The organism is Nonomuraea fuscirosea (assembly GCF_035917475.1).
GTDB lineage: Bacteria > Actinomycetota > Actinomycetes > Streptosporangiales > Streptosporangiaceae > Nonomuraea > Nonomuraea fuscirosea.
Genome location: NZ_CP109074.1, coordinates 2,561,488 through 2,582,313, shown reverse-complemented (window position 1 = coordinate 2,582,313; position 20,826 = coordinate 2,561,488). Strand labels below are relative to the sequence as shown.

Annotated in this window: 20 protein-coding genes; 4 read left to right on the top strand and 16 right to left on the bottom strand. The window is 70.8% G+C overall.

From position 1 onward, the window contains the following. Positions 1 to 142: 142 nt before the first annotated feature. From OIE67_RS11670 to pgsA, 10 genes are all read right to left on the bottom strand, one after another. A complete protein-coding gene (locus tag OIE67_RS11670) occupies positions 143 to 892 on the bottom strand; it encodes a YebC/PmpR family DNA-binding transcriptional regulator (RefSeq protein ID WP_106247898.1) in 750 nt (249 codons plus the stop codon). Between the two features lie 3 nt (positions 893 to 895). Beyond that, complete coding sequence (pdxT, locus tag OIE67_RS11665; protein ID WP_106247896.1) at positions 896 to 1,474, bottom strand: pyridoxal 5'-phosphate synthase glutaminase subunit PdxT; 579 nt, start codon at positions 1,472 to 1,474, stop codon at positions 896 to 898. Positions 1,475 to 1,643: 169 nt separating this feature from the next. Next, positions 1,644 to 2,081 (bottom strand): MarR family winged helix-turn-helix transcriptional regulator, encoded by a 438-nt coding sequence (locus OIE67_RS11660; RefSeq protein ID WP_326639404.1) that lies wholly within the window; start codon positions 2,079 to 2,081, stop codon positions 1,644 to 1,646. 84 nt (positions 2,082 to 2,165) lie between these two features. Further along, positions 2,166 to 3,851: an alkaline phosphatase D family protein gene (locus OIE67_RS11655; RefSeq protein WP_326639402.1), complete on the bottom strand. Its 1,686-nt coding sequence runs from the start codon at positions 3,849 to 3,851 to the stop codon at positions 2,166 to 2,168. A 239-nt stretch (positions 3,852 to 4,090) separates the two neighbouring features. Then, on the bottom strand, positions 4,091 to 5,017 hold the full coding sequence (gene pdxS / locus OIE67_RS11650; protein WP_106247892.1) for a pyridoxal 5'-phosphate synthase lyase subunit PdxS: 927 nt from the start codon (positions 5,015 to 5,017) through the stop codon (positions 4,091 to 4,093). A 117-nt stretch (positions 5,018 to 5,134) separates the two neighbouring features. Further along, positions 5,135 to 6,151 carry a DUF3048 domain-containing protein gene (locus tag OIE67_RS11645; protein WP_326639400.1) on the bottom strand — a complete coding sequence of 339 codons (1,017 nt, stop codon included), beginning with the start codon at positions 6,149 to 6,151 and terminating at the stop codon, positions 5,135 to 5,137. Positions 6,152 to 6,212: 61 nt separating this feature from the next. After that, positions 6,213 to 6,755, bottom strand: coding sequence for a hypothetical protein (locus OIE67_RS11640; protein ID WP_326639398.1), 543 nt, complete (start codon positions 6,753 to 6,755; stop codon positions 6,213 to 6,215). Between the two features lie 40 nt (positions 6,756 to 6,795). Then, positions 6,796 to 7,926 carry a glycosyltransferase family 4 protein gene (locus OIE67_RS11635; RefSeq protein ID WP_326639396.1) on the bottom strand — a complete coding sequence of 377 codons (1,131 nt, stop codon included), beginning with the start codon at positions 7,924 to 7,926 and terminating at the stop codon, positions 6,796 to 6,798. Beyond that, positions 7,923 to 8,846 carry a phosphatidylinositol mannoside acyltransferase gene (locus tag OIE67_RS11630; protein ID WP_326639394.1) on the bottom strand — a complete coding sequence of 308 codons (924 nt, stop codon included), beginning with the start codon at positions 8,844 to 8,846 and terminating at the stop codon, positions 7,923 to 7,925. Before OIE67_RS11630 ends, OIE67_RS11635 begins: the two co-directional genes overlap by 4 nt. Next, on the bottom strand, positions 8,843 to 9,526 hold the full coding sequence (gene pgsA / locus OIE67_RS11625) for a phosphatidylinositol phosphate synthase (protein WP_326639392.1): 684 nt from the start codon (positions 9,524 to 9,526) through the stop codon (positions 8,843 to 8,845). Before pgsA ends, OIE67_RS11630 begins: the two co-directional genes overlap by 4 nt. A 143-nt stretch (positions 9,527 to 9,669) precedes the next feature. On the opposite strand from pgsA, the gene OIE67_RS11620 reads away from it, so the two are divergent. Together OIE67_RS11620 and OIE67_RS11615 are read left to right on the top strand one after the other, a co-directional pair. After that, positions 9,670 to 11,811 (top strand): elongation factor G-like protein EF-G2, encoded by a 2,142-nt coding sequence (locus OIE67_RS11620; RefSeq protein ID WP_407674838.1) that lies wholly within the window; start codon positions 9,670 to 9,672, stop codon positions 11,809 to 11,811. A gap of 176 nt (positions 11,812 to 11,987) precedes the next feature. Next, positions 11,988 to 13,502: a glycoside hydrolase family 10 protein gene (locus tag OIE67_RS11615; protein WP_326639390.1), complete on the top strand. Its 1,515-nt coding sequence runs from the start codon at positions 11,988 to 11,990 to the stop codon at positions 13,500 to 13,502. Between the two features lie 91 nt (positions 13,503 to 13,593). Here the strand turns inward: OIE67_RS11615 and OIE67_RS11610 are convergent, their stop codons facing one another. Beyond that, complete coding sequence (locus OIE67_RS11610) at positions 13,594 to 14,124, bottom strand: HIT family protein (protein ID WP_326639388.1); 531 nt, start codon at positions 14,122 to 14,124, stop codon at positions 13,594 to 13,596. A 76-nt stretch (positions 14,125 to 14,200) separates the two neighbouring features. Here OIE67_RS11610 and OIE67_RS11605 point away from each other — a divergent pair, with 76 nt between their 5' ends. Continuing rightward, a complete protein-coding gene (locus OIE67_RS11605) occupies positions 14,201 to 14,737 on the top strand; it encodes an Asp23/Gls24 family envelope stress response protein (RefSeq protein WP_326639386.1) in 537 nt (178 codons plus the stop codon). Between the two features lie 21 nt (positions 14,738 to 14,758). Here the strand turns inward: OIE67_RS11605 and OIE67_RS11600 are convergent, their stop codons facing one another. Continuing rightward, entirely contained in the window at positions 14,759 to 15,184 is a 426-nt protein-coding gene (locus OIE67_RS11600; RefSeq protein ID WP_326639384.1) for a hypothetical protein, read from the bottom strand. 88 nt (positions 15,185 to 15,272) lie between these two features. Continuing rightward, complete coding sequence (locus tag OIE67_RS11595) at positions 15,273 to 16,313, bottom strand: RNA polymerase subunit sigma-70 (RefSeq protein WP_326639382.1); 1,041 nt, start codon at positions 16,311 to 16,313, stop codon at positions 15,273 to 15,275. A gap of 54 nt (positions 16,314 to 16,367) precedes the next feature. Between OIE67_RS11595 and OIE67_RS11590 the strand changes: the two genes are divergently transcribed. Further along, positions 16,368 to 17,090 carry a PIG-L deacetylase family protein gene (locus tag OIE67_RS11590; protein WP_326639379.1) on the top strand — a complete coding sequence of 241 codons (723 nt, stop codon included), beginning with the start codon at positions 16,368 to 16,370 and terminating at the stop codon, positions 17,088 to 17,090. Positions 17,091 to 17,192: 102 nt separating this feature from the next. On the opposite strand, the gene thrS is transcribed toward OIE67_RS11590, so the two are convergent. The 3 genes from thrS to OIE67_RS11575 all read right to left on the bottom strand — a co-directional run bounded on the left by thrS (position 17,193) and on the right by OIE67_RS11575 (position 20,758). Beyond that, complete coding sequence (gene thrS / locus OIE67_RS11585; protein WP_407674837.1) at positions 17,193 to 19,157, bottom strand: threonine--tRNA ligase; 1,965 nt, start codon at positions 19,155 to 19,157, stop codon at positions 17,193 to 17,195. A gap of 65 nt (positions 19,158 to 19,222) precedes the next feature. Beyond that, the gene (locus OIE67_RS11580; RefSeq protein WP_181308241.1) at positions 19,223 to 19,828 is read right to left on the bottom strand and encodes a glycoside hydrolase family 25 protein; all 606 of its coding nucleotides are present in this window, start codon (positions 19,826 to 19,828) and stop codon (positions 19,223 to 19,225) included. 30 nt (positions 19,829 to 19,858) lie between these two features. Further along, a complete protein-coding gene (locus tag OIE67_RS11575; RefSeq protein ID WP_326639377.1) occupies positions 19,859 to 20,758 on the bottom strand; it encodes a TIGR03564 family F420-dependent LLM class oxidoreductase in 900 nt (299 codons plus the stop codon). Positions 20,759 to 20,826: the final 68 nt, after the last annotated feature.

Below are 20,826 nucleotides of genomic sequence, written 5' to 3'. Positions count from 1 at the left end.
CCGGCTCCGCACGCACGCACGACAGACCGGCCGGAGACGACCGGCTCTCAGGCGGCGGGCCGCACCCGCACGTCGGACCGGCGTTCGAAAAGCGGCCCGGACCTGCCCGAACGCACAGGCGCACGCACGCGCCGGGGAACGGTCAGTCGAGCGCGGCGAGAACCTCGTCGGAGACGTCGAAGTTGGCGAAGACGTTCTGCACGTCGTCGCTGTCCTCCAGCGCGTCGATGAGGCGGAACACCTTCTTGGCGCCCTCCTCGTCGAGCGGCACGCTCATCGTCGGCAGGAAGCTCGACTCGGCCGAGTCGTAGTCGATCCCGGCGTCCTGGAGCGCCTTGCGGACCGGGACCAGGTCGCCGGCCTCGGAGACGACCTCGAAGGTGTCGCCGAGGTCGTTGACCTCCTCGGCGCCCGCCTCCAGCACGGCCATCAGCACGGTGTCCTCGTCGAGACCGTCCTTGGGCACGATCACGACGCCCTTGCGGTTGAACATGTAGGACACGGACCCGGGGTCGGCCAGCGAGCCGCCGTTGCGGGTGAGCGCGACGCGGACCTCGGAGGCCGCGCGGTTGCGGTTGTCGGTGAGGCACTCGATGAGCACCGCGACGCCGCCGGGCGCGTAGCCCTCGTACATGATGGTCTGCCAGTCGGCGCCGCCGGCCTCCAGGCCGCCCCCGCGCTTGCGCGCCCGCTCGATGTTGTCGTTGGGCACGGAGTTCTTCTTGGCCTTGAAGATGGCGTCGAAGAGGGTGGGGTTGGCGTCCGGGTCAGGGCCACCGGTCCGGGCCGCCACTTCGATGTTCTTGATGAGCTTGGCGAACAGCTTGCCGCGCTTGGCGTCGAGCGCGGCCTTCTTGTGCTTCGTCGTCGCCCATTTGGAGTGGCCGGACATTACCTAGAGCTCCCTCACCATGTCTACGAAGTAACGGTGCACGCTGACGTCCCCGGTGAGCTCGGGATGGAACGACGTCGCGAGCAACGGCCCTTGACGGACCGCGACGATCCTATCCCCAGGCTCGGCCCTGCCCAGCACATCGACGTCCGCGCCGACGGATTCGACCCAGGGCGCGCGGATGAAGACGGCGTGCACGCGCTGCCCGGCGAAGGTCAGGTCGGACTCGAAGGAGTCGACCTGGCGGCCGAACGCGTTGCGCCTGACCACCATGTCGATGCCGCCGATGGTCTGCTGGCCGGCGACGCCGTCCTCGATCCGGTCGGCCAGCATGATCATGCCGGCGCAGGAGCCGTAGGCGGGCAGGCCCTCCTTGATGCGCATCCGCAGCGGGTCGAGCAGGTCGAACGTCTCGGCGAGCTTCCACATCGTGGTCGACTCGCCGCCGGGGATGACCAGGCCGTCGACCGCGTCCAGCTCGGCGGGGCGGCGCACGGCCACGGCCGTCGCGCCGGCCTCCTGGAGCATGCGCGCATGCTCCCGCACGTCCCCCTGGAGGGCGAGTACACCGATCGTGGGCACAGTCGATCCTTCCGTCCGGGTACGGGTTCCGACAATTCAACACCAGGACGGCCCGACATCTTCCGGCAGGGGCGACCGCGCGAAGGCCGTGTTGGGCGGGGCTCCTCCTTGCGGCCGCGCGAGGGCCGGTCACGGGCGGGGCGACTCCTTGCGGCCGCGCGAAGGCCGGTTACGGGCGGGGCTCCTCCTTGCGGCCGAGTTTGGCCAGGACGGGCAGGGCGGCCGCGAGGGTGGCGCGCTCCTCTTCGGTGAGCGCCTCCAGTTCACGCGCGAGCCGGCCGACCCTGGCCCGGCGGACGGCGCGCAGCCGCTCCCGGCCCTCCTCGGTGAGCTCGACCGTCCTGACGCGGGCGTCGGCGGGGTCGGCGCTCCGGCTGACCAGGCCGGCCTCCTCCAGCCGGTTGATCTGCACGGTCATGGTGGGCAGCTGGACGCCGTGCTCCTCGGCCAGCCCGGTCATGCGGCGCGGGCCGGATTCGAGCGAGCCCATGACGCCGTACTGCTGGCTGGTGACGGGCTGGCCGGCGACGGTGCGCCGCAGCAGGAGGACCAGGTGGCGCAGCACCGTGGAGACATGGCCGGCCAGCTCGGTGAGATCGTCTCTCATGCCACCAACTTAGCCCGGCTAACCTTCCGCGCCGGGCCACGGGAAAGGGGCCCGGCGCGACGCCGGGCCCCTTGACGAGAAGGGCTACGGCCGCTCGGTCTCCAGCCGGACCGTCTCCTCCGCCGTGATCTGCCGCCCGAGCCGCAGCGCCGGGTCGAGCGGGCGCAGGTACGTCTGCTGGACCCCGGGCACGCGGTCCTCGATGACGTACGTGGCCCGGGTATAGACGTCGGCGCCCGGCGTACGGACCTGCGGCACGACCTTGAAGTCGGCCGCCAGCTGGTCGCGCTCGATCGTCGTCAGCACGTACCCGCGCTGGTTGTTGTAGAACTTCAGGTGCGGGTTGATGGCCAGGAACGGGTGCTGCGCCGGGTCGGAGTCGGCCCCGTCACCGCCCGTCGAGATCGAGCTGGCCACCAGCTCCGAGCCCACCGACGGCCCGGTCGGGTCGTCGTAGTCGAGCTTGAGGTCGCTGGCCCAGTGCGCGTGCACGTCGCCGGTGAGCACCACCGGGTTGCGCACCTGCGCGTCCACCCATCCCTGCGTGATGCGCCGCCGTGAGGCGACGTAGCCGTCCCAGGCGTCCATGGAGGTGACCTTGGCGGGGCCGGCGTTGTTGTCGCGCTGGGCGAAGAAGACCTGCTGGCCCAGGATGTCCCACTGGGCGCGGGAGTCGCGGAAGCCGTCCAGCAGCCACTCCTCCTGCGCCGCGCCCGTGATCGAGCGGGCCGGGTCGGCGGCGGCGGGGCAGTCGCGGTAGCCGTCGCCGCAGCCCTGGTCGTCGCGGTACTGGCGGGTGTCGAGCATGTGGAACGTGGCCATCCTGCCCCACCTGACCCGCCGGTAGAGCTGCATGTCGATGCCGCGCGGGATCGAGGTGCGGCGCAGCGGCATGTTCTCGTAGTACGCGCGGAAGGCGGCCTCGCGCCTGCTCAGGAAGCCCGGCTGGGGGATCTCGGGCTTCTCGGGCACCTCGTCGGCCCAGTTGTTGTCCAGCTCGTGGTCGTCCCACACCACCAGCCACGGGGAGGCGGCGTGCGCGGCCTGGAGGTCGGGGTCGGCCTTGTACTGGGCGTGACGCTGGCGGTAGTTCGCCAGCGTCTCGGTCTCGGGGCCCTCGTGGTGGCGGACGTTGCCGCCGGGGATGGTGTAGGTGTCGCGGGTGTACTCGTACTGGTAGTCGCCCAGGTGCAGGATCAGGTCGGGGCGCTCGGCGGCCAGGTGGCGGTAGCTGGTGAAGTAGCCGTGCTCGTACTGGGCGCACGAGACGAAGGCCATGCTCAGGGCGCCGCCGTACGAGAGCGGGTGCGGGGCGGTGCGGGCGCGGCCGAGCGGCGAGACGTACGGGCCGACGCGGAAGCGGTACCAGTACTCGCGGTCCGAGCTCAGCCCTGAGACCTCGACGTGCACGCTGTGCCCCCACTCGGGCGTGGCGACGCTCACCCCGGCGCGCACGACGCGGCGGGCGCGCTCGTCGGCGTACACCTGCCACTGCACGGGGAAGGGCCGTCCGGGCATGCCGCCGAGCCCGTCCTCGGCCATCGGCTGCTGGGCGAGCCTGGTCCACAGCACGAAGCCCTCGTGGTCGGGGTCACCGCAGGCGACGCCGAGGGTGAACGGGTCGGTACGCAGCCCGCGCGAGGCCAGGCTCTGGGCCGTCTCGGCGGCGGGGTCGGGTTCGGGTTCGGCGTGCGCGGCGGCGGCCGGGACGGCCACGGCGGCGCCGGCCGCTAAACCGGTGACGAGGAAATGCCGGCGGTTGAGTGACATGCGGCGCTCCTGGACGATCTCGGGTGAGGGGACGCCCCGTAGCCTGACCGAAGATCATGACTACCCGGTGAACACCACACAACACGAAAAAGGCGACATCCTTCGCGGATGTCGCCTTTTTCGGCGAAAATCGCCGTCACGTGTAGCGCCCCCGCCAGGCCGGGTCATCGTGCTCCCGGCCTGCCGTAGGTGATCGTCTCACGCGTGCGAGCCTGTGACCTGCACCGACGCGCCCGATGTCACCAGCCGCGCTCGGCCAGGCGGTGCGGCTGCGGGATCTCGTCGACGTTGATGCCGACCATGGCCTCGCCCAGGCCGCGGGAGACCTTGGCGATGACGTCGGGGTCGTCGTAGAACGTGGTGGCCTTGACGATGGCCGCGGCGCGCTTGGCCGGGTCGCCCGACTTGAAGATGCCCGAGCCCACGAAGACGCCCTCGGCGCCGAGCTGCATCATCATCGCCGCGTCGGCCGGGGTGGCGATGCCGCCGGCGGTGAACAGCACGACCGGCAGCTTGCCGGTCCGCGCGACCTCGGCGACCAGCTCGTAGGGGGCCTGCAGCTCCTTGGCGGCGACGTAGAGCTCGTCCTCAGGCAGCGAGGTCAGGCGCTTGATCTCGGCCCGGATCGTGCGCATGTGGGTGACGGCGTTGGAGACGTCGCCGGTGCCGGCCTCGCCCTTGGAGCGGATCATGGCCGCGCCCTCGGTGATGCGGCGCAGCGCCTCGCCCAGGTTGGTGGCCCCGCACACGAAGGGCACGGTGAACTGCCACTTGTCGATGTGGTTGGCGTAGTCGGCCGGGGTCAGCACCTCGGACTCGTCCACGTAGTCGACGCCGAGCGCCTGCAGCACCCTGGCCTCGACGAAGTGGCCGATGCGGGCCTTGGCCATGACGGGGATCGACACGGCGGCGATGATGCCGTCGATCATGTCGGGGTCGCTCATCCTGGACACGCCACCCTGGGCGCGGATGTCGGCGGGCACGCGCTCCAGGGCCATGACGGCGACCGCGCCGGCGTCTTCGGCGATCTTGGCCTGCTCGGGGGTGACGACGTCCATGATGACGCCGCCCTTGAGCATCTCGGCCATGCCGCGCTTGACGCGCGCGGTTCCGGTGACGGTTCCGGTGACAGGGGTGCTTTCTGGCGTGCTGCTGGACACGGTCATCCTCACGGGCTCTCACGGCGATTCGGTAAGTTCTCAACCCCATCGTAGGTCCTGGAGGACCCCTCCCCCGACATGCCAAGATGTCAGGTTTTATCGCCGTACCTATACAGGTAGACGCTAGGGGATGACGGGCTTGCGGCTGGCGAGCGCCACCCAGACCTGGCCGGGCGCGAAGTTCATCGGCTCGCCGCTCGGTGTGGTGAACGTCGTCCCGCCGTCCTCCGATTCCCGTTCCCACCTCGCCTTATAAGCTTTACCGTCGCGCAGCACGATCGCCGAGCCCTTGCCCGTGGTGTGCACGAGCGGCGTGTAGCTCTGGTTCTTGTCGTGAAACTCCGAGCGTTCGGTCTTGGTGTACTGCACCACGATCGTCGGCGCGCCGAGCTGGCCGCCCTCGGCGGCCATGTCCTTCTTCCCGTCCTGCCAGATCAGCCACTGCTTCTTCTCCGCCGACCAGGCGAAGGTGAAGCGCGCGGCGGGCCACTTGACGCTGTACGACTTGCGCTCGACCCCGCCCTCGGCCGGCGGGTCGCCGAAGGTGAATCCGATGTCCTTGGCCTTGGTCGCCTTGGGCGCCTTGGCCAGCAACTGCTTGGTGTTGGCGAAGAGGTTGTAGGGGGCGAAGCGGCCGGGCTGGCGGAAGTACGCGCCGGGGTTGCGGGTGTCGCCCACGTCGAACAGCGACGCCTCGGCGATGAACGGCAGCATCTTGGTCTGCGCGCCGGAGTAGGAGAAGGCCGGCTTGCCGAACTGGGGCGCGATGTGCAGGTCGGAGATGCGGGCGCTGCGCACCGGGCCCACCTTGGCGGGCAGCTTCGAGGAGAAGATCGCCATGAGCCGGGTCAGCCCCGCCTCGACCTGCTCGATGTAGACGATGTCCGCGCTCTTCAGCCCGAGCTGCGGTTTGCCCGCCGCGGTGTTCTCGATCTTCACCGCGAGGACCGGCCTGAGCCTCTCGTACTCCTTGCCGGTGAACGGATGGGCGTTGACCTCCTCAGGCTCCTCGCTCGGCGCCGCCGAGGCGGAGGCCTGCGGCGCCTGACCTGCGGCAGGCTCGTCGGAGGAGCAGGCCGAGACGGGCAGCAGCACGGCCGCTCCGGCCAGCCAGAACGTGATCACCCGGGGTAGCCGCACCTGTAACACTCCTCGCTTCAGCCCGAATCGGGATGAAGCTTACTGGCTTCCCCAAATTAGGTCATTCAGTTGCCATGGTCGCAGGCGGATTGTCATCAATCTCGAAGAATTGCGGGTATTCGGTGTGGCCGGCCAGGCGGAGCGTCCTGGCGAGCCAGCGGCGCTGCGCCGTCCGCGTGACACCGACGGCGTTGTTGTAGAAGCTGCGCGAGTAGACCACCTTGGCCACCGCAGCGCCGAGCTCTTCCAGCAGGTCGGGGCCGCCCGGCGCCTCGGAGAGCTTCTCCCTGAACCGCTCCTGGTCCACCGCCGCGCGCAGGGCCCGCGACAGGTCGCTCTCGGCGTGCTCGCGCTCGTCGGGACCGGCCGTCCGCGCCTCGTGCGCCGCCGCGGCCAGGACCAGGGAGGTGGCGGGGTCGAGCAGCCGGGAGCCGGCCAGCTCCAGCACCACCGCGCGGCGGCGCATCAGCGCGGCGTCCAGCGACTCCTGGGCCAGCTCCAGCCGGATGTGCAGGCGGTCGAGCCGGCCCGCCCGCCAGGAGATGTAGACGGCCGTGAGCACGACGACGATGCCCACGATCAGCACGATCATCGTGGATGTCACAGGTCGTCCTCCACCCGCCCGGCACCGCTCACGGTGAACGTCACAGGTCTTCCTCCACCCGGCCCGCGCCGCTCATGGTGACGGTCTCGTAGACGCGTACGACGTCACGCGCCACCGTGGACCAGTCGTACTTCCTCACCGCCACCAGCGCCTCGGCCGCCAGCTTGGCCCGGCGCTCGGGCGCGCCGAGCAGGGCGGCGGCCTCGCGGGCCAGCGAGGCGGGATCGCCGTTGGTGAACAGCGCGCCCGCCTGCCCCTCCCCCAGCACCCGGCGGAAGGCGGGGATGTCGCTGGCCAGCACCGTCGCCCCCGACGCCATGGCCTCGGCCAGCACGATGCCGAAGCTCTCGCCGCGCGTGTTGGGCGCGCAGAACACGTCCACGGAGTGGTAGGCGCGGATCTTGTCCGCCTCGCTCACCATGCCCAGCACCGTCACCCGGTCGTGGAAGGGCTTGCGCACCCGGTCGTAGACGTCCTTGGCGTCGCCGGGCCCGGCGATCAGCAGCTTCACCTCCGGCCGCTCCGCCGCCAGCAGGTTGAACGCGTCGAGCAGGATCGGCAGGCCCTTGCGCTCCTCGTCCATGCGGCCGAGGAAGCCGAGGGTGGTCCCGTCGGGGCCCCAGCCGTCGAGCGGCTCGGCCTCGGTGTAGCGGGAGACGGTGACGCCGTTGGGGATGAGCACCGTGTCGCCGCCGAACTGCTCGACCAGGCTCTTGCGGGCCGCGTCGGAGACCGCGATGCGCCCGCTGAGCTTCTCCAGGGCGCTGCGCAGCAGCGGCTCGGCCACCGCGATGGCCCGCGAGCGGGTGAACGAGGCGTGGAACGTGGCCACGATCGGCCCCTTGGCCGCCCAGCAGGCCAGCACGCCCAGGCTCGGGATCAGCGGCTCGTGGATGTGCAGCACGTCGAACTCGCCCGTACGGACCCACCGCCGCACCCGCGCGGCCGACAGGAAGCCGAACGACATCCTGGCCACCGACCCGTTGTACGGGACCGGGATCGCCCGGCCCGCCCCCGTCACATAGGGGGGAAGCTCGTCGTCGTCGGCCGCCGGAGCGATCACCGACACCTCGTGGCCCTGCGCGATGAGCGCCTGGGCCAGGTCGTCGATGTGCTGTTTCACCCCGCCCGGCATGTCCCACGAGTAGGGGCAGACGATGCCGACCCTCATCGCGGCTCCCGGCCGGGAGGCAGGTCGTCGAGCCAGAGGCGCTGCAGCATGTGCCAGTCCTCGGGGTGCTCGGAGATGCCCTTCTCGAACACGTCCGCCAGGTGCTGGGCCACCGCCGCGACCTTCTCCTGCCGGGTGCCCTCCTGGGGGACCGGCACCTCCTCGTGGATGTGGATGCCCCAGTCGGCGCCCACGAAGTAGACGGTGGCGGGCAGGAGCGCCGCGCCCGTCTGCACGGCCAGCAGCGGCGGGCCCGCGGGCATCTTGGTGGCCGCGCCGAAGAAGCGCACCTCCACGCCGCTCTTGGTCAGGTCGCGCTCGGCCGGCAGGCAGACCACGCCGCCCTTGCGCACCCGCGTGGCCAGGGTGCCGAAGTTGTGCCCGTCGCCGCCGGTGAGCGGCAGCACCTCCATGCCCAGGCCCTCGCGGAAGGCCACGTACCGCTTGAACAGCGACTCGGGCTTGAGCCGCTCGGCCACGGTGGTGAACGGATGACCCACGCCCACCAGCCACGCCCCCGCCTGGTCCCAGTTGCCCATGTGCGGCAGCGCTAAGACCACGCCGCGCCCGGCCGCCACGTTGTCGTGGACGTGCTCGGCCCCGATGACGTGGGTGCGGCGCACGACCTCCTCCCGCGGCATCGACGGCAGCCGGAAGATCTCGTGGAAGTAGCGGAAGTAGGAGCGCATGCCCGCCCGGCCCAGCTCGCGCAGCTCCCTGCTGCCGGGATCGAGGCCGGTCACCCGGCTCAGATTGGACTCCAGCCTGCGTACGGACTTGCCCTGCCGGGCCCAGACGCGGTCGGCCAGGAAGCGGAAGACGGCGGCGGTCGGGCGCTCGGGCAGCAGCGGCACGAGCTTCCATCCGGCCGCGAACCCGGCGGCCACCACCCGGTCGCCGAAGGACACCCGTTCGCTCATCTCTCCCCCATCTCGTCCCGGGCCGTCTCTTGATTCTCCTCGCCGGCGGGCCGCCCGGGCGTGTCGCGCGTCTGCCGGTGGACCGCCATCACGCGCTGCCCCACGGTGATCACGCTGGCCGCCGCGAGCAGCCACATGCCCGCGGGCAGGACGTACGGCACCCCGAGCCCGGCGAGGAAGGCCGCCACCAGCACCACCACCAGCCGCTCGGGCCGCTCGGCCAGCCCGACGTCGGCCGTCAGCCCGAGCCCCTCGGCCCTGGCCTTGGCATAGGAGACGATGGCCCCCGCGATCAGGCAGAGCAGCCCCACCGCGGCCATCAGGACGTCGTCGGCCGCGATGAAGTAGAGGATCAGGCCGGCGAAGATGGCCGCGTCGGCGACCCGGTCGAAGGTGGAGTCGAGGAAGGCTCCCCACGTGCTGCCCCCCTTGCCGCCGAGCCGGGCCACCACGCCGTCGAGCAGGTCGAACAGCACGAAGACGGTGATGACGAGTGCCCCCGCGGTGAGCAGTCCGAGGGGGAAGAAGAGCAGGGCCGACACGACGGTGCCGAGGGTGCCGACCGCCGTGACGGCGTTGGGGCCGATCCCGCGGCCGACGAGGGCCCTGCCCAGCGGGGTGAGTATCCGGGTCATGACCGGGCGCAGGAGTTTGAGCATCGCGGTCCGATCGTAGGCCATGACGCGCCGAAGGACTTTCTTTGCCTCGCCCCCCTTGTGATATCCGCCACACGGGTATTTGGTGAACACACCGCGTCCATGCGGTTTCGTTCACCCTCCGCGCGGGCGCGGCGTTGGCTAACGGTCCGACGACGCGGGAGGCGATGGTGGCGGAAAGACACTCAGGCGGGGCCGTGGGAGCCGCGGGCAGGGCACCCGCGGCCGACCGGGCGGACGCGATACGCAATGTCGTGCTGGTCGGCCACTCGGGAGCGGGCAAGACGACCCTCGTCGAGCAACTGCTGGCCGCGACGGGCACCGTTCAGCGCCCGGGACGCGTGGAGGACGGCAACACGGTCAGCGACTTCGACGAGGTCGAGGTCCGGCAGCAGCGCTCGGTCAACCTGTGCGTGGCGCCGCTCGTGCACAACGGCATCAAGATCAACCTCCTGGACACGCCGGGGTACGCGGACTTCGTCGGCGACCTGCGGGCCGGGCTGCGCGCGGCCGACGCCGCGCTGTTCGTGGTCTCGGCCTCCGAAGGGGTCGACGGGCTCACCCAGATGTTGTGGGACGAGTGCGCCCAGGTCGGCATGCCGCGCGCGGTCGTGATCACCAAGATCGACCACCAGCGGGCCGACTTCGACGAGGTGCTGACCACCTGCCAGGACGTCTTCGGCGACGGCGTCGCGCCGCTCTATCTCCCGGTGATCACCAACGGTCACGTCAACGGGCTGATCGGGCTGCTGACGCAGAAGTTCTACAACTACGCGACCGGCGACCGCACGGTGAAGGACCCGGGCGCGGAGTACGAGGCCCAGATCGAGGAGTACCGGGGGTCGCTGATCGAGGGCATCATCCAGGAGAGCGAGGACGAATCGCTCATGGAGCGATACCTCGAAGGTGAGCCCATCGACACCAAGGTCCTCATCGAGGACCTGGAGAAGGCCGTCGCGCGCGGCAGCTTCTACCCGGTGCTCTGCAGCGGCCTCGGCGTGGGCGCGCAGGAACTGCTCGAACTCATGGCACAGGGCTTCCCCTCCCCCCTCGAACATCCCATGCCGGAGATCACCGATCTGTCCGGCAAACCGGTCAAGGGCATCACGTGCGACCCCGACGGTCCGCTCGTGGCGGAGGTCGTCAAGACCACCAGCGACCCGTACGTGGGCCGCATCAGCCTCGTCCGCGTCTTCTCCGGCACCCTGCGCCCCGACATGACCGTGCACGTGTCCGGCCACGGCCTGGCCGAGCGCGGCCACGAGGACCACGACGTGGACGAGCGCATCGGCACCCTGACCTGCCCGCTGGGCAAGCAGCAGCGCGGCGCGGCCAAGGGCATGGCCGGCGACATCGTGGCCGTGGCCAAGCTGTCGCGGGCCGAGACCGGCGACACGCTCTCCGAGGTGGAACGCCCGCTGCTCATGACGTCCTGGGACATGCCCGACCCGCTCCTGCCCGTGGCGATCAGGGCCAGATCCAAGGCCGACGAGGACAAGCTGTCGCAGGCCCTCGGGCGGCTGGTGGCCGAGGACCCGACGCTGCGGCTGGAGAACAACGCCGAGACGCGCCAGCTCGTCCTGTGGTGCATGGGCGAGGCGCACACCGACGTGCTGCTCGACCGCCTGGCCAAGCGCCACGGCGTCGAGGTCGAGCGGATCGACCTGCGGGTGCCGCTGCGTGAGACGTTCGGCGGCAAGTGCCAGGCGATGGGCCGCAACGTCAAGCAGACCGGCGGCCACGGCCAGTACGCCATCTGCCACCTCGAGGTCGAGCCGCTGCCGTCCGGCGGGGGCTTCGAGTTCGTGGACAAGATCGTCGGTGGCGTGGTGCCGCGGCAGTTCATCCCGTCGGTGGAGAAGGGCGTACGAGCCCAGATGGAGCGCGGCGTCGTCGCCGGCTATCCGATGGTGGACGTGCGCGTCACCCTGTACGACGGCAAGGCCCACTCCGTCGACTCCTCCGACATGGCCTTCCAGATCGCGGGCCAGCTCGCGCTGAAGGAGGCCGCGTCCAAGGTCTCGACGCTGCTGCTGGAGCCCGTGGACGAGCTGTCGGTGCTGGTGGCCGACGACTACGTCGGGTCGGTGATGTCCGATCTGTCCTCGCGGCGCGGGCGCGTGCTCGGCACCGAGCCGGTCGGCACCGGCCGTACCCTCGTCAAGGCCGAGGTGCCCGAGCTGGAGATAACGCGGTACGCGATCGACCTGAGATCCATGTCACACGGCACCGGGACGTTCCACCGGACGTTCCTTCGGTACGAGCCGCTGCCGCCGAACCTCGCGAGCAAGGTGGCCACCGAGGATTGAGGCCCGTGGAGGAGCCGGGAGGGCTTCGTCCCTCCCGGCACACCAATTACCAAATGTCGCAAAAGCATCACGAGTTGATTTCGGTTTTCCGTACCGAGCACGCCTGAGCAGCTGTCACACTGGGTGGCACTATGCCAACTGGACGCCCACTCCTAGCCGCTGCTGCTCTCGCGGTGGTGACCACCGCCGCCGCCTACTACTTCGGCCCCGGTGCCGGGGCGAGTCCCGCAGCGAGCGAGAAGACGACGGCCACCGCCGCATCCGCCGCGGCCTGCACGGCCGATGCCGACCATCCCAAGCGCGAGCTGCGCGGGTTGTGGATCGCCACCACCCAGAACATCGACTGGCCCTCCAAGGCCGGTCTCAGCGCGGACCGGCAGAAGGCCGAATACGTCAAGATCCTCGACAGCGCCGCCAGACGCAACCTCAACGCGGTGTTCGTCCAGGTGCGACCGGCCTCCGACGCGCTCTACAAGTCCTCGCTGGAGCCCTGGTCGCAATACCTGACCGGCACGGCGGGCAAGGACCCGGGCTGGGATCCGCTGCCGTTCCTCATCGACGAGGCGCACAAGCGCGGCATGGAGTTCCACGCCTGGTTCAACCCCTACCGCGCCTCCTACGGCGCCAGCACCGCCGAGCTGCCCGCCGGCCATCCGGCGCGCAAGCACCCCGACTGGACGGTCAAGTACGGCGGCCGCCTCTACTACAACCCGGGCCTGCCGGCCGTGCGCGAGCACGTGACCAAGGTCATCACCGACGTGGTCGATCGCTACGACGTCGACGGCGTGCACTTCGACGACTACTTCTACCCCTACCCCGTGGCGGGGGCGAAGTTCGACGACACGGCCGCGTTCCGCAAGTACGGCAAGGGCGCCAAGCTGGCCGAATGGCGGCGCGGCAACGTCAACACGCTGGTGGCCGAGGTCGACAAGGCGGTGCACCGGGCCAAGGGGCACGTCAAGTTCGGCATCAGCCCGTTCGGCATCTGGCGTAACAAGTCCAACGACCCGACCGGCTCCAGCACGTCCGGGATGTCCGCGTACGACTCGATCTACGCCGACGCCCGCGAATGGATCAAGTCGGGCACCGTCGACTACGTGCTGCCGCAGCTCTACTGGCCGCGCGGGCACAAGCTGGCCGACTACACGACGCTGGCGCGCTGGTGGTCCGGCGAGGTCAAGGGCACCGACGTGCAGCTCTACATCGGCCACGGCCTCTACCGGGTCGGCTCCAAGGACGACAAGGCGTGGACCAAGCCGGGCGAGCTGTCCGGCCAGGTGGGCGTCAACCGCTCCAGCAAGCAGGTCGACGGCTCCGTCTACTTCAGCGCCAAGCAGCTGCTGACCAACCCGCTCAAGGCGATGGACCGGGTCGCCAAGGCCCACTACGGCCGTCCGGCGCTGCTGCCGCTGAACAAGAGCCTCGGCGGCCAGGCTCCCCCGGCTCCCGCCGGCGCCAAGGCGTCAGGCGCGCGGCTGTCCTGGACGCCGTCCGCCGGGGCCCGCGCCTACGCGGTCTACCAGGTGCCCAAGTCCGGCAAGGACTGCCACACCACCGACGCGCGCAACCTGGTGGCCGTGGTGAGCGATCCGTCGTACGCGGTCAAGTCGGCCGGGACGTATCTCGTGACGTCGCTCGACCGGCTGCACCACGAGAGCAAGGCGGTCAAGGTGAAGGTCGACGCGGTCTGAGCGTTCGCGTCCACATGCGGGGAAGGGCCGGTCCGTGACGGACCGGCCCTTCGCGCGTATCGGCGTCGGCTCCGGGCGTCGGCTCCGGGCGTCAGCCCCAGGCGTCGGCGAGGAGCCGGCGGGTGTCGCGCAGCAGCTGCGGCAGGACCTTGGTCTGGGCGACGACCGGCATGAAGTTGGTGTCGCCGCCCCACCTGGGCACCACGTGCTGGTGCAGGTGGGCGGCGATGCCCGCGCCGGCGACGTGGCCCAGGTTCATGCCGACGTTGAAGCCCTGCGCGCCGCTGGCCTTGCGCAGCGCCCGCACCGACTCCTGGGTGAAGGCGCCCAGCTCGGCCACCTCCGCCGCGTCCAGCTCGTCGTAGCCGGACACGTGCCGGTAGGGCACCACCATCAGGTGGCCCGAGTTGTACGGATAGAGGTTGAGCACGGCGTAGACCGACTCGCCCCGCTTCACGATCAGGCCGTCCTCGTCGCTCATCTTGGGGATCGCGTCGAACGGGCACCCGTCGCCGGGCTCGGTGCCGGTCGGCTTGTTCTCGCCCTTGATGTAGGCCATGCGATGCGGGGTCCACAGACGCTGGAAGTTGTCGGGGGACCCTGCCCCTGCCTGATCGTGCATAACTAGCAGCATAGGACCCCGGACAAACGAGGGGTCCTTCCGGCACAATCCTGAGCACCCCCAACAGGAGGCCGCGATGACCGAAGCCTTAGCAGAACAGTCCCTCCAGCCCGCCGAGTCCTCGGACACCCCCGCCCAGCCTTCCGACGCGTCCCCGGCCGAGTCCTCCGGCTCGCCGGCCCCGTCCTACATCGAGGCGTCCGTGACCGGCGCCACCGTGAAGGGCCGGATCAAGGTGGCCGACGAGGTCGTCGAGAAGGTCGCCTCACTGGCCGCGCTCGAAGTGCCCGGCGTCGCCGACATGGGCGGCGATCTCGCGCGGGCCTTCGAGTCCGTACGCGACCGCATCGGCATCGGCTCGCGGCGCGGCACCCAGGGCGTCAGCGCGCAGATCCAGGACCGCCAGGTGGGGGTGAGCCTGACGATCGTGGTGGAGTACGGCCACGTCGTCATGGACGTCGCCGCCGAGGTCAAGACGAACGTGGCCAAGAGCGTCAGCCGCATGCTCGGGATGCGGGTGATGGAGGTCAACGTGACCGTCGACGACGTCCGCCTCCCCGGCGAGGCCCGGCCCGCCCCGCGCGACCCCGCCGAGGACGACGTCCCCTCCTGATCCGCTGGTGTGCCGGGGGCGTCAGGACATCCGGGTCATGGTCGACTCGTAGCCGCCGCCCCCGGGGTACACCCACGCGCCGGCCACGCTCGTGCCGTCGGCGTCGAAGGTGCCCCGGAAGTAGGCCTCCGAGCCCTTCTCGTGCCCCCAGATCGTCAGGGTGTCGCCCTCGATCTCGTACACGTAGGCCAGGGTGGCGCCCTGGCTGTCGAAGTACCAGGAGTGCACGTCCTCGCTCGGCCGCTCCGCCCCGAACGGCCGCTTCCTGCCGATGAACTCCGTGCCCCGCACCCGCATGCCGCCCTGCTCCAGGTCCACGTCCTGGATGAGGAAGCACCCGCCCTCCATCCACCGGTAGGTCACGGTGCCCTCGGCCTCGCCGGTGACCTTCCAGGTGCCGACGAGCCGGTCGAGGGCCTGCAACTTGGTGTCCACGTGCTCGCTCATGACCGATTCCTTCGCTGTCGTAGCTGATGTACGGCTGTATGACGGCGCGGCGCCGGAAAAGGAATCGGTCCGGGGCGGGTTTTCCGCATCAGAGTTCGGCGGGCAGGCCGAAGACGGCGTTCAGCTCGGGGCCGAACGTGGTGATCTCGGCGATCAGGCCGTCCTCGACGCGCAGCACGTCGAGGTTGACGGCGGTGTAGGCGGACTCGCCGGGGCGGCGGACGTAGTTGGCCACGGCGGGCCGCCGGTTGGCCGTCGTCGCCAGCGCCTTCCACTCGCCCCACGCCTCGGGCCCGGCCATGACCGGCCGCCACATCTCCAGGATGGCCGTCCGCCCGGCGTACAGCAGGGACGCCGGCGGCATCGTCTGCCGCGCGTCCTCCCGCAGCAGCGCGGCGAGCTCGGACAGGTCGCCCGCCACGGAGGCGTCCATGTAGCGGCGCAGCACCGCGCGCTCCTCCTCGGTGGGTGCCGTGACGGGACCCCACTGGGAGCGGCGCGCGGGCAGGTGCAGGCGCAGCGTGGCGCGGGCCCGCTGCAACGCGCTCTTGACGGCCGGGACGCTCAGCTCCAGCGCCGCGGCGGTCTCCTCGGCCGGCCAGCCGGCCACGTCGCGCAGGATCAGCACCGCGCGCTGGCGCGGCGGCAGGTGCTGGATGGCCGCCAGATAGGCCAGCTCGATCGTCTCCCGCTCGACCGCCACCGCGTCGGGCCGCCCCTGCCCGGCCCCGGCCAGGTCGAGCAGCCGGTCGGGGTACGGCTGCAGCCACGGCACCTCGGTGAACGGCGACCGCGGCTCGCCGCCCACGCCGGCCGTCACCTCGCGGCTGCGCGCCGGGCCGGCCAGCAGGTCGAGGCAGGCGTTGGTGGCGATGCGGTAGAGCCAGGCCCGCGGCGTCGAGCGTCCCTCGAACGTCTCGCGCCGCCGCCACGCCCGCAGCAGCGTCTCCTGCACCATGTCCTCGGCATCGGTGAACGAGCCCAGCATCCGGTAACAGTGCACCTGCAACTCGTGCCGGTACGCCTCGACCGCGTCGCCGAACCCGTCCCCGGCGAAACCGCCGCCCTCCCCGCCGCTTTCCCGGCCGCTGGGGCGGGTGTCGTCCGCGGGGTCGCCGACTTGGCACATGAGCCGCACCATTCCTCTCGAATCGTCCCGGCGGGGCCTGTCAGGATGATAGCCATGACCCTTCAGCTTGAGCCCATGCCGGACGACTGGCAGCGCGCGCTGGCCATCGTCGCCCATCCCGACGACCTGGAGTACGGGTGCGCGTCCGCCGTCGCCACCTGGACGGACGCGGGACGTGAGGTCGTCTACCTGATGGCCACCCGGGGCGAGGCGGGCATCGACACGCTCGATCCCGCCACGGCGGGGCCGGTGCGCGAGCGTGAGGAACTGGCCAGCGCGGCCCTGGTCGGGGTCACCAGCGTGGAGTTCCTCGACCACGCCGACGGGGTGGTCGAGTACGGGACCGCGCTGCGCCGCGACCTGGCCGCGGCGATCCGGCGGCACCGCCCCGAGCTGCTGATCACGCTGAACTTCGACGACACCTGGGGCGGCACCCACTGGAACACGCCCGACCATCGCGCGGTGGGGCGAGCGGTGATGGACGCCGCCGGAGACGCCGGAAATCGATGGATATTTCCAGACACTGTGGCCGCGCCCTGGGACGGCGTCCGCTGGGTCGCCGTCGCCGGTGTGAACAACCCGACCCACGCGGTGGACGTCACCGACGGCCTCGAACGCGGCGTGCGCTCCCTCATGGAGCACCGCGCCTACATCCAGGCCCTCACCGACAAGGACCCGGAGCGGTACGCCCGCGACCAGATCGAGGGCTTCGCCCGCCAGGAGGCGGAACGCTTCGGCGGCCGCCCGGCGGTGACCTTCCGCCTCTACCCCCGCTGACCCGCCCGCCTGTCCGACGGCTCCGGGCGCGCCGCCTCGGGAGACGCCGGCAGCGGGCAGGGGTCCGGCGGAACGGCGCGAGCCGTTCCGCCGTTGCCCGGCTCAGACCTGGATGCGGCGTTCGACGGCGTTGACGATCTCGGCGATGGCCTCCTCGACCGGCACGCCGTTCTTCTGCTCCCCGTTGCGGTAGCGGAAGGAGACCGCGCCGTTGGCGATGTCGTCGTCGCCGGCCAGCAGCATGAACGGCACCTTGGCCTTCTGCGCGTTGCGGATCTTCTTCTGCATGCGGTCGTCGGCCGCGTCGACCTCGATCCGGACGCCGCTCGCGCGCAGCTTCTTGGCCACGTCCTGCAGGTAGGGCACATGGGCTTCGGCGATCGGGATGCCCACCACCTGCACCGGGGAGAGCCAGGGCGGGAAGGCACCCGCGTAGTGCTCGGTGAGCACGCCGAGGAAGCGCTCGACGGAGCCGAACAGCGCCCGGTGGATCATGACGGGCGTCTGCCGCGAGCCGTCGGCCGCCTGGTATTCGAGCCCGAAGCGCCGGGGCTGGTTGAGGTCGAGCTGGATGGTGGACAGCTGCCAGGTGCGGCCGATGGCGTCCTTGGCCTGCACCGAGATCTTGGGCCCGTAGAAGGCGGCGCCGCCCGGGTCGTCGACGAGCTGCAGCCCCGACTCGGTGGCCACCTGGCGCAGCGCCTCGGTGGCCTCCTCCCACTCGGCCGGGTCGCCGATGAACTTCTCGGAGTCGTCGCGGGTGGACAGCTCCAGGTAGAAGTCCTCCAGGCCGAAGTCGCGCAGCACGCTGAGCACGAACCGCAGCAGCGACTTGATCTCGTCGGCCATCTGCTCGCGGGTGGTGTAGATGTGCGCGTCGTCCTGCGTCATGCCGCGCACCCGGGTCAGCCCGTGGACCACGCCCGACTTCTCGTAGCGGTAGACCGAGCCGAACTCGCACAGCCGCAGCGGCAGCTCGCGGTAGGAGCGCCCGCGCGCCCGGTAGATCAGGTTGTGCATCGGGCAGTTCATCGGCTTGACGCGGTAGTCGATGCCCTCCAGCTCGAAGGCCGGGAACATGTCGTCGGCATACCAGGGCAGGTGGCCGGAGGTCTCGAAGAGCGAGGACTTGGTGATGTGCGGGGTGTTGACGAACTCGTAGCCCGCCTCGGCCTGCCGCCTGCGCATGTAGTCTTCCATCTCCTTGCGGATGATCCCGCCCTTGGGATGGAAGATCGGCAGGCCACTGCCCAGCTCCGGCGGGAAGCTGAACAGGTCGAGCTCGGCGCCGAGCTTGCGGTGGTCGCGCTTCTCGGCCTCCTCCAGCAGCTTGAGGTATTCGTCCTGCTTGTCGCGGGACTCCCACGCGGTGCCGTAGATGCGCTGGAGCTGCGGGTTCTTCTCACTGCCGCGCCAGTAGGCGCCGCCGGAACGCATGATCTTGAACGCGGGGATGGACCGGGTGGAGGGCACGTGCGGCCCCCGGCACAGGTCCTTCCAGCGCAGCTCGCCGCTCTTGGGGTCGAGGTTGTCGTAGATGGTGAGCTCGCCGGCCCCCACCTCGACCGACTCCTCGTCGGCCGCGCCGCCCTTGAGCCCGATCAGCTCCAGCTTGTACGGCTCCGCCGCCAGCTCCGCGCGCGCCTCGTCGTCGCCGACGGGCCGGCGGGAGAACAGCTGCCCCTGCTTGACGATCTCGCGCATGCGCTTCTCGATGCGCTTGAGGTCGTCGGGGTTGAACGCCTGCTCGACGTCGAAGTCGTAGTAGAACCCGTTGTCGACCGGCGGCCCGATGCCCAGCTTGGCCTCGGGGAACAGCTCCTGCACCGCCTGCGCCATGACGTGGGCGGTGGAGTGGCGCACGATCGCGCGCCCTTCCTCGCTGGAGACCTCGATCGGCTCGACCACGTCGCCGTCGGCCAGCACGTGGGCCAGGTCGCGCGCCTGGCCACCGACCCTGGCGGCGACGACGGTGCGGCCGTCCGCCTCGAGCGCCTCTCCGGCCGTCGTGCCGGCCGCGACCACACGCTCGGCTCCGGCGAGGGTGATGCGTAGCTCGGCTGACACGGTGACTCCTCGTGGATCGCGCTCGATGCCCGGCACCGAGGCTGGTTCGATGGTGAACCCCGATGCTATCGCGGGTCGAACCCCAGCCTGGTCAGCTCCTGCCGCGTCCCGTGGAAGACGTTGCGGTCGACGGGACTGCTGGCGTACTGGTGGATGGTCCAGTCGCGCCAGGGCCGCGGCACCGGCGGACGGCCGCGCGGGCTGTGCGGGCTGGCCAGCCAGAGCGGGTATTCGGCCAGGCCGGCGCAGTTGCCGCCGTGCGCGAACGCCTGGAAGGTGTAGATGAACGGCCGCACCCCGGTGTGCCGCTCGACGTGGTGGCACCAGCGGCGGGCGTGCCGGGCCACCCGCTCGGGGCGCAGGCCGTCGTCGTCCTCCAGATCGAGCGCGATCAGGTCGCCGCGGCGCAGCCCGCCCGCCGACCTGATCACGTTCAGGAAGTGGCGTGCCTGCTCGATGGGGTCGCCCTTCGGCCTGGCGAAGTGGTACGCGCCGCAGACGATCCAGCTTTCGCGCATGCCGTTCCAGTTGCGCGCGAACCACTTGTCGGTGTAGTCGCCGCCCTCGGTGGCCTTGGCGAAGGCGAAGGCGACGCCGGCCTCCGCGTGGCCGGCCCAGTCGACGGTGCCCTGCCAGTTCGACACATCGATGCCCTGTAGCACGCGTTTCACCTTGTCGGAGTTTATTGCGGTGTCTCCGGTTCAGCCCTTCGCCGCGCCGACCAGCAGGCTGCGCGTGCGGTCGCGGTTGGCGAAGACCGAGCCGACGAAGTCGGTCACGCCCGCCCTCCTCAGCTCGTCGAGCTTGGCCAGCACGGTGTCCTCGTCACCGACGACGGCGACGTCGCCGGGGCCGTCCGCGCCCTCCCTGTCGAGCATGGCACGGTAGGAGGGCAGCCGCCCGTACACCGAGAAGATCTCGTTGGCACGGGCGACGGTGCCGGCGGGGTCGTCGGTGACGCTGATGGGCAGCGCGCAGACGATCCTGGGCGCGGGGCGGCCCGCCTCGGCGGCGGCGGCCGTGATGGTCGGGGCGATGTGGCCGGCGATGGTCTTGGGGCCGGTCATCCAGAGCACGGTGCCGTCGGCGACGGTGCCGGCCAGCTTGAGCATGCGCGGGCCCAGCGCGGCGACCAGCACGGGGAAGCCGGCGCCGGGCGTGGTGAGCTTGATGCCGGCCTTGAGCGTCTCGCCGGCGTAGGCCACCTTCTCGCCGCGCGAGGCCGGGATGAGGATGTCGAGGTACTCCTTCATGTGCCGGCCGGGGCGCTCGAAGCTGTAGCCGAACATGTCCTCGATGACCACCTTGTGCGACAGCCCGATGCCCAGCGCGAACCGGCCGCCGAGCGCGGCGTTGGCGGTCATGGCCTGCTGGGCCAGCGCGGCCGGGTGGCGCGGGTAGGTGGGTACCACGGCGGTGCCGAGCTCGATCGGCGGCGCCTGCACGCCGGCCGCGGTCAGAGCGGTGATGGCGTCGAGGCCGAAGATGTGGGAGAGCCAGGCCGAGCTGAAGCCCTCGTCGGCCGCCTGGGTGATCTGGTCGCGCAGGCCGCCGATGGCGTCGGCCCCCTGGGGCTCGGACAGGAAGTATCCGTAACGCATGAAACAGAACTCCGTTCTGGTGACTGAGGCGAATGTATCCCCCCCGCGCCGCCCCGCGCTCACCCGCC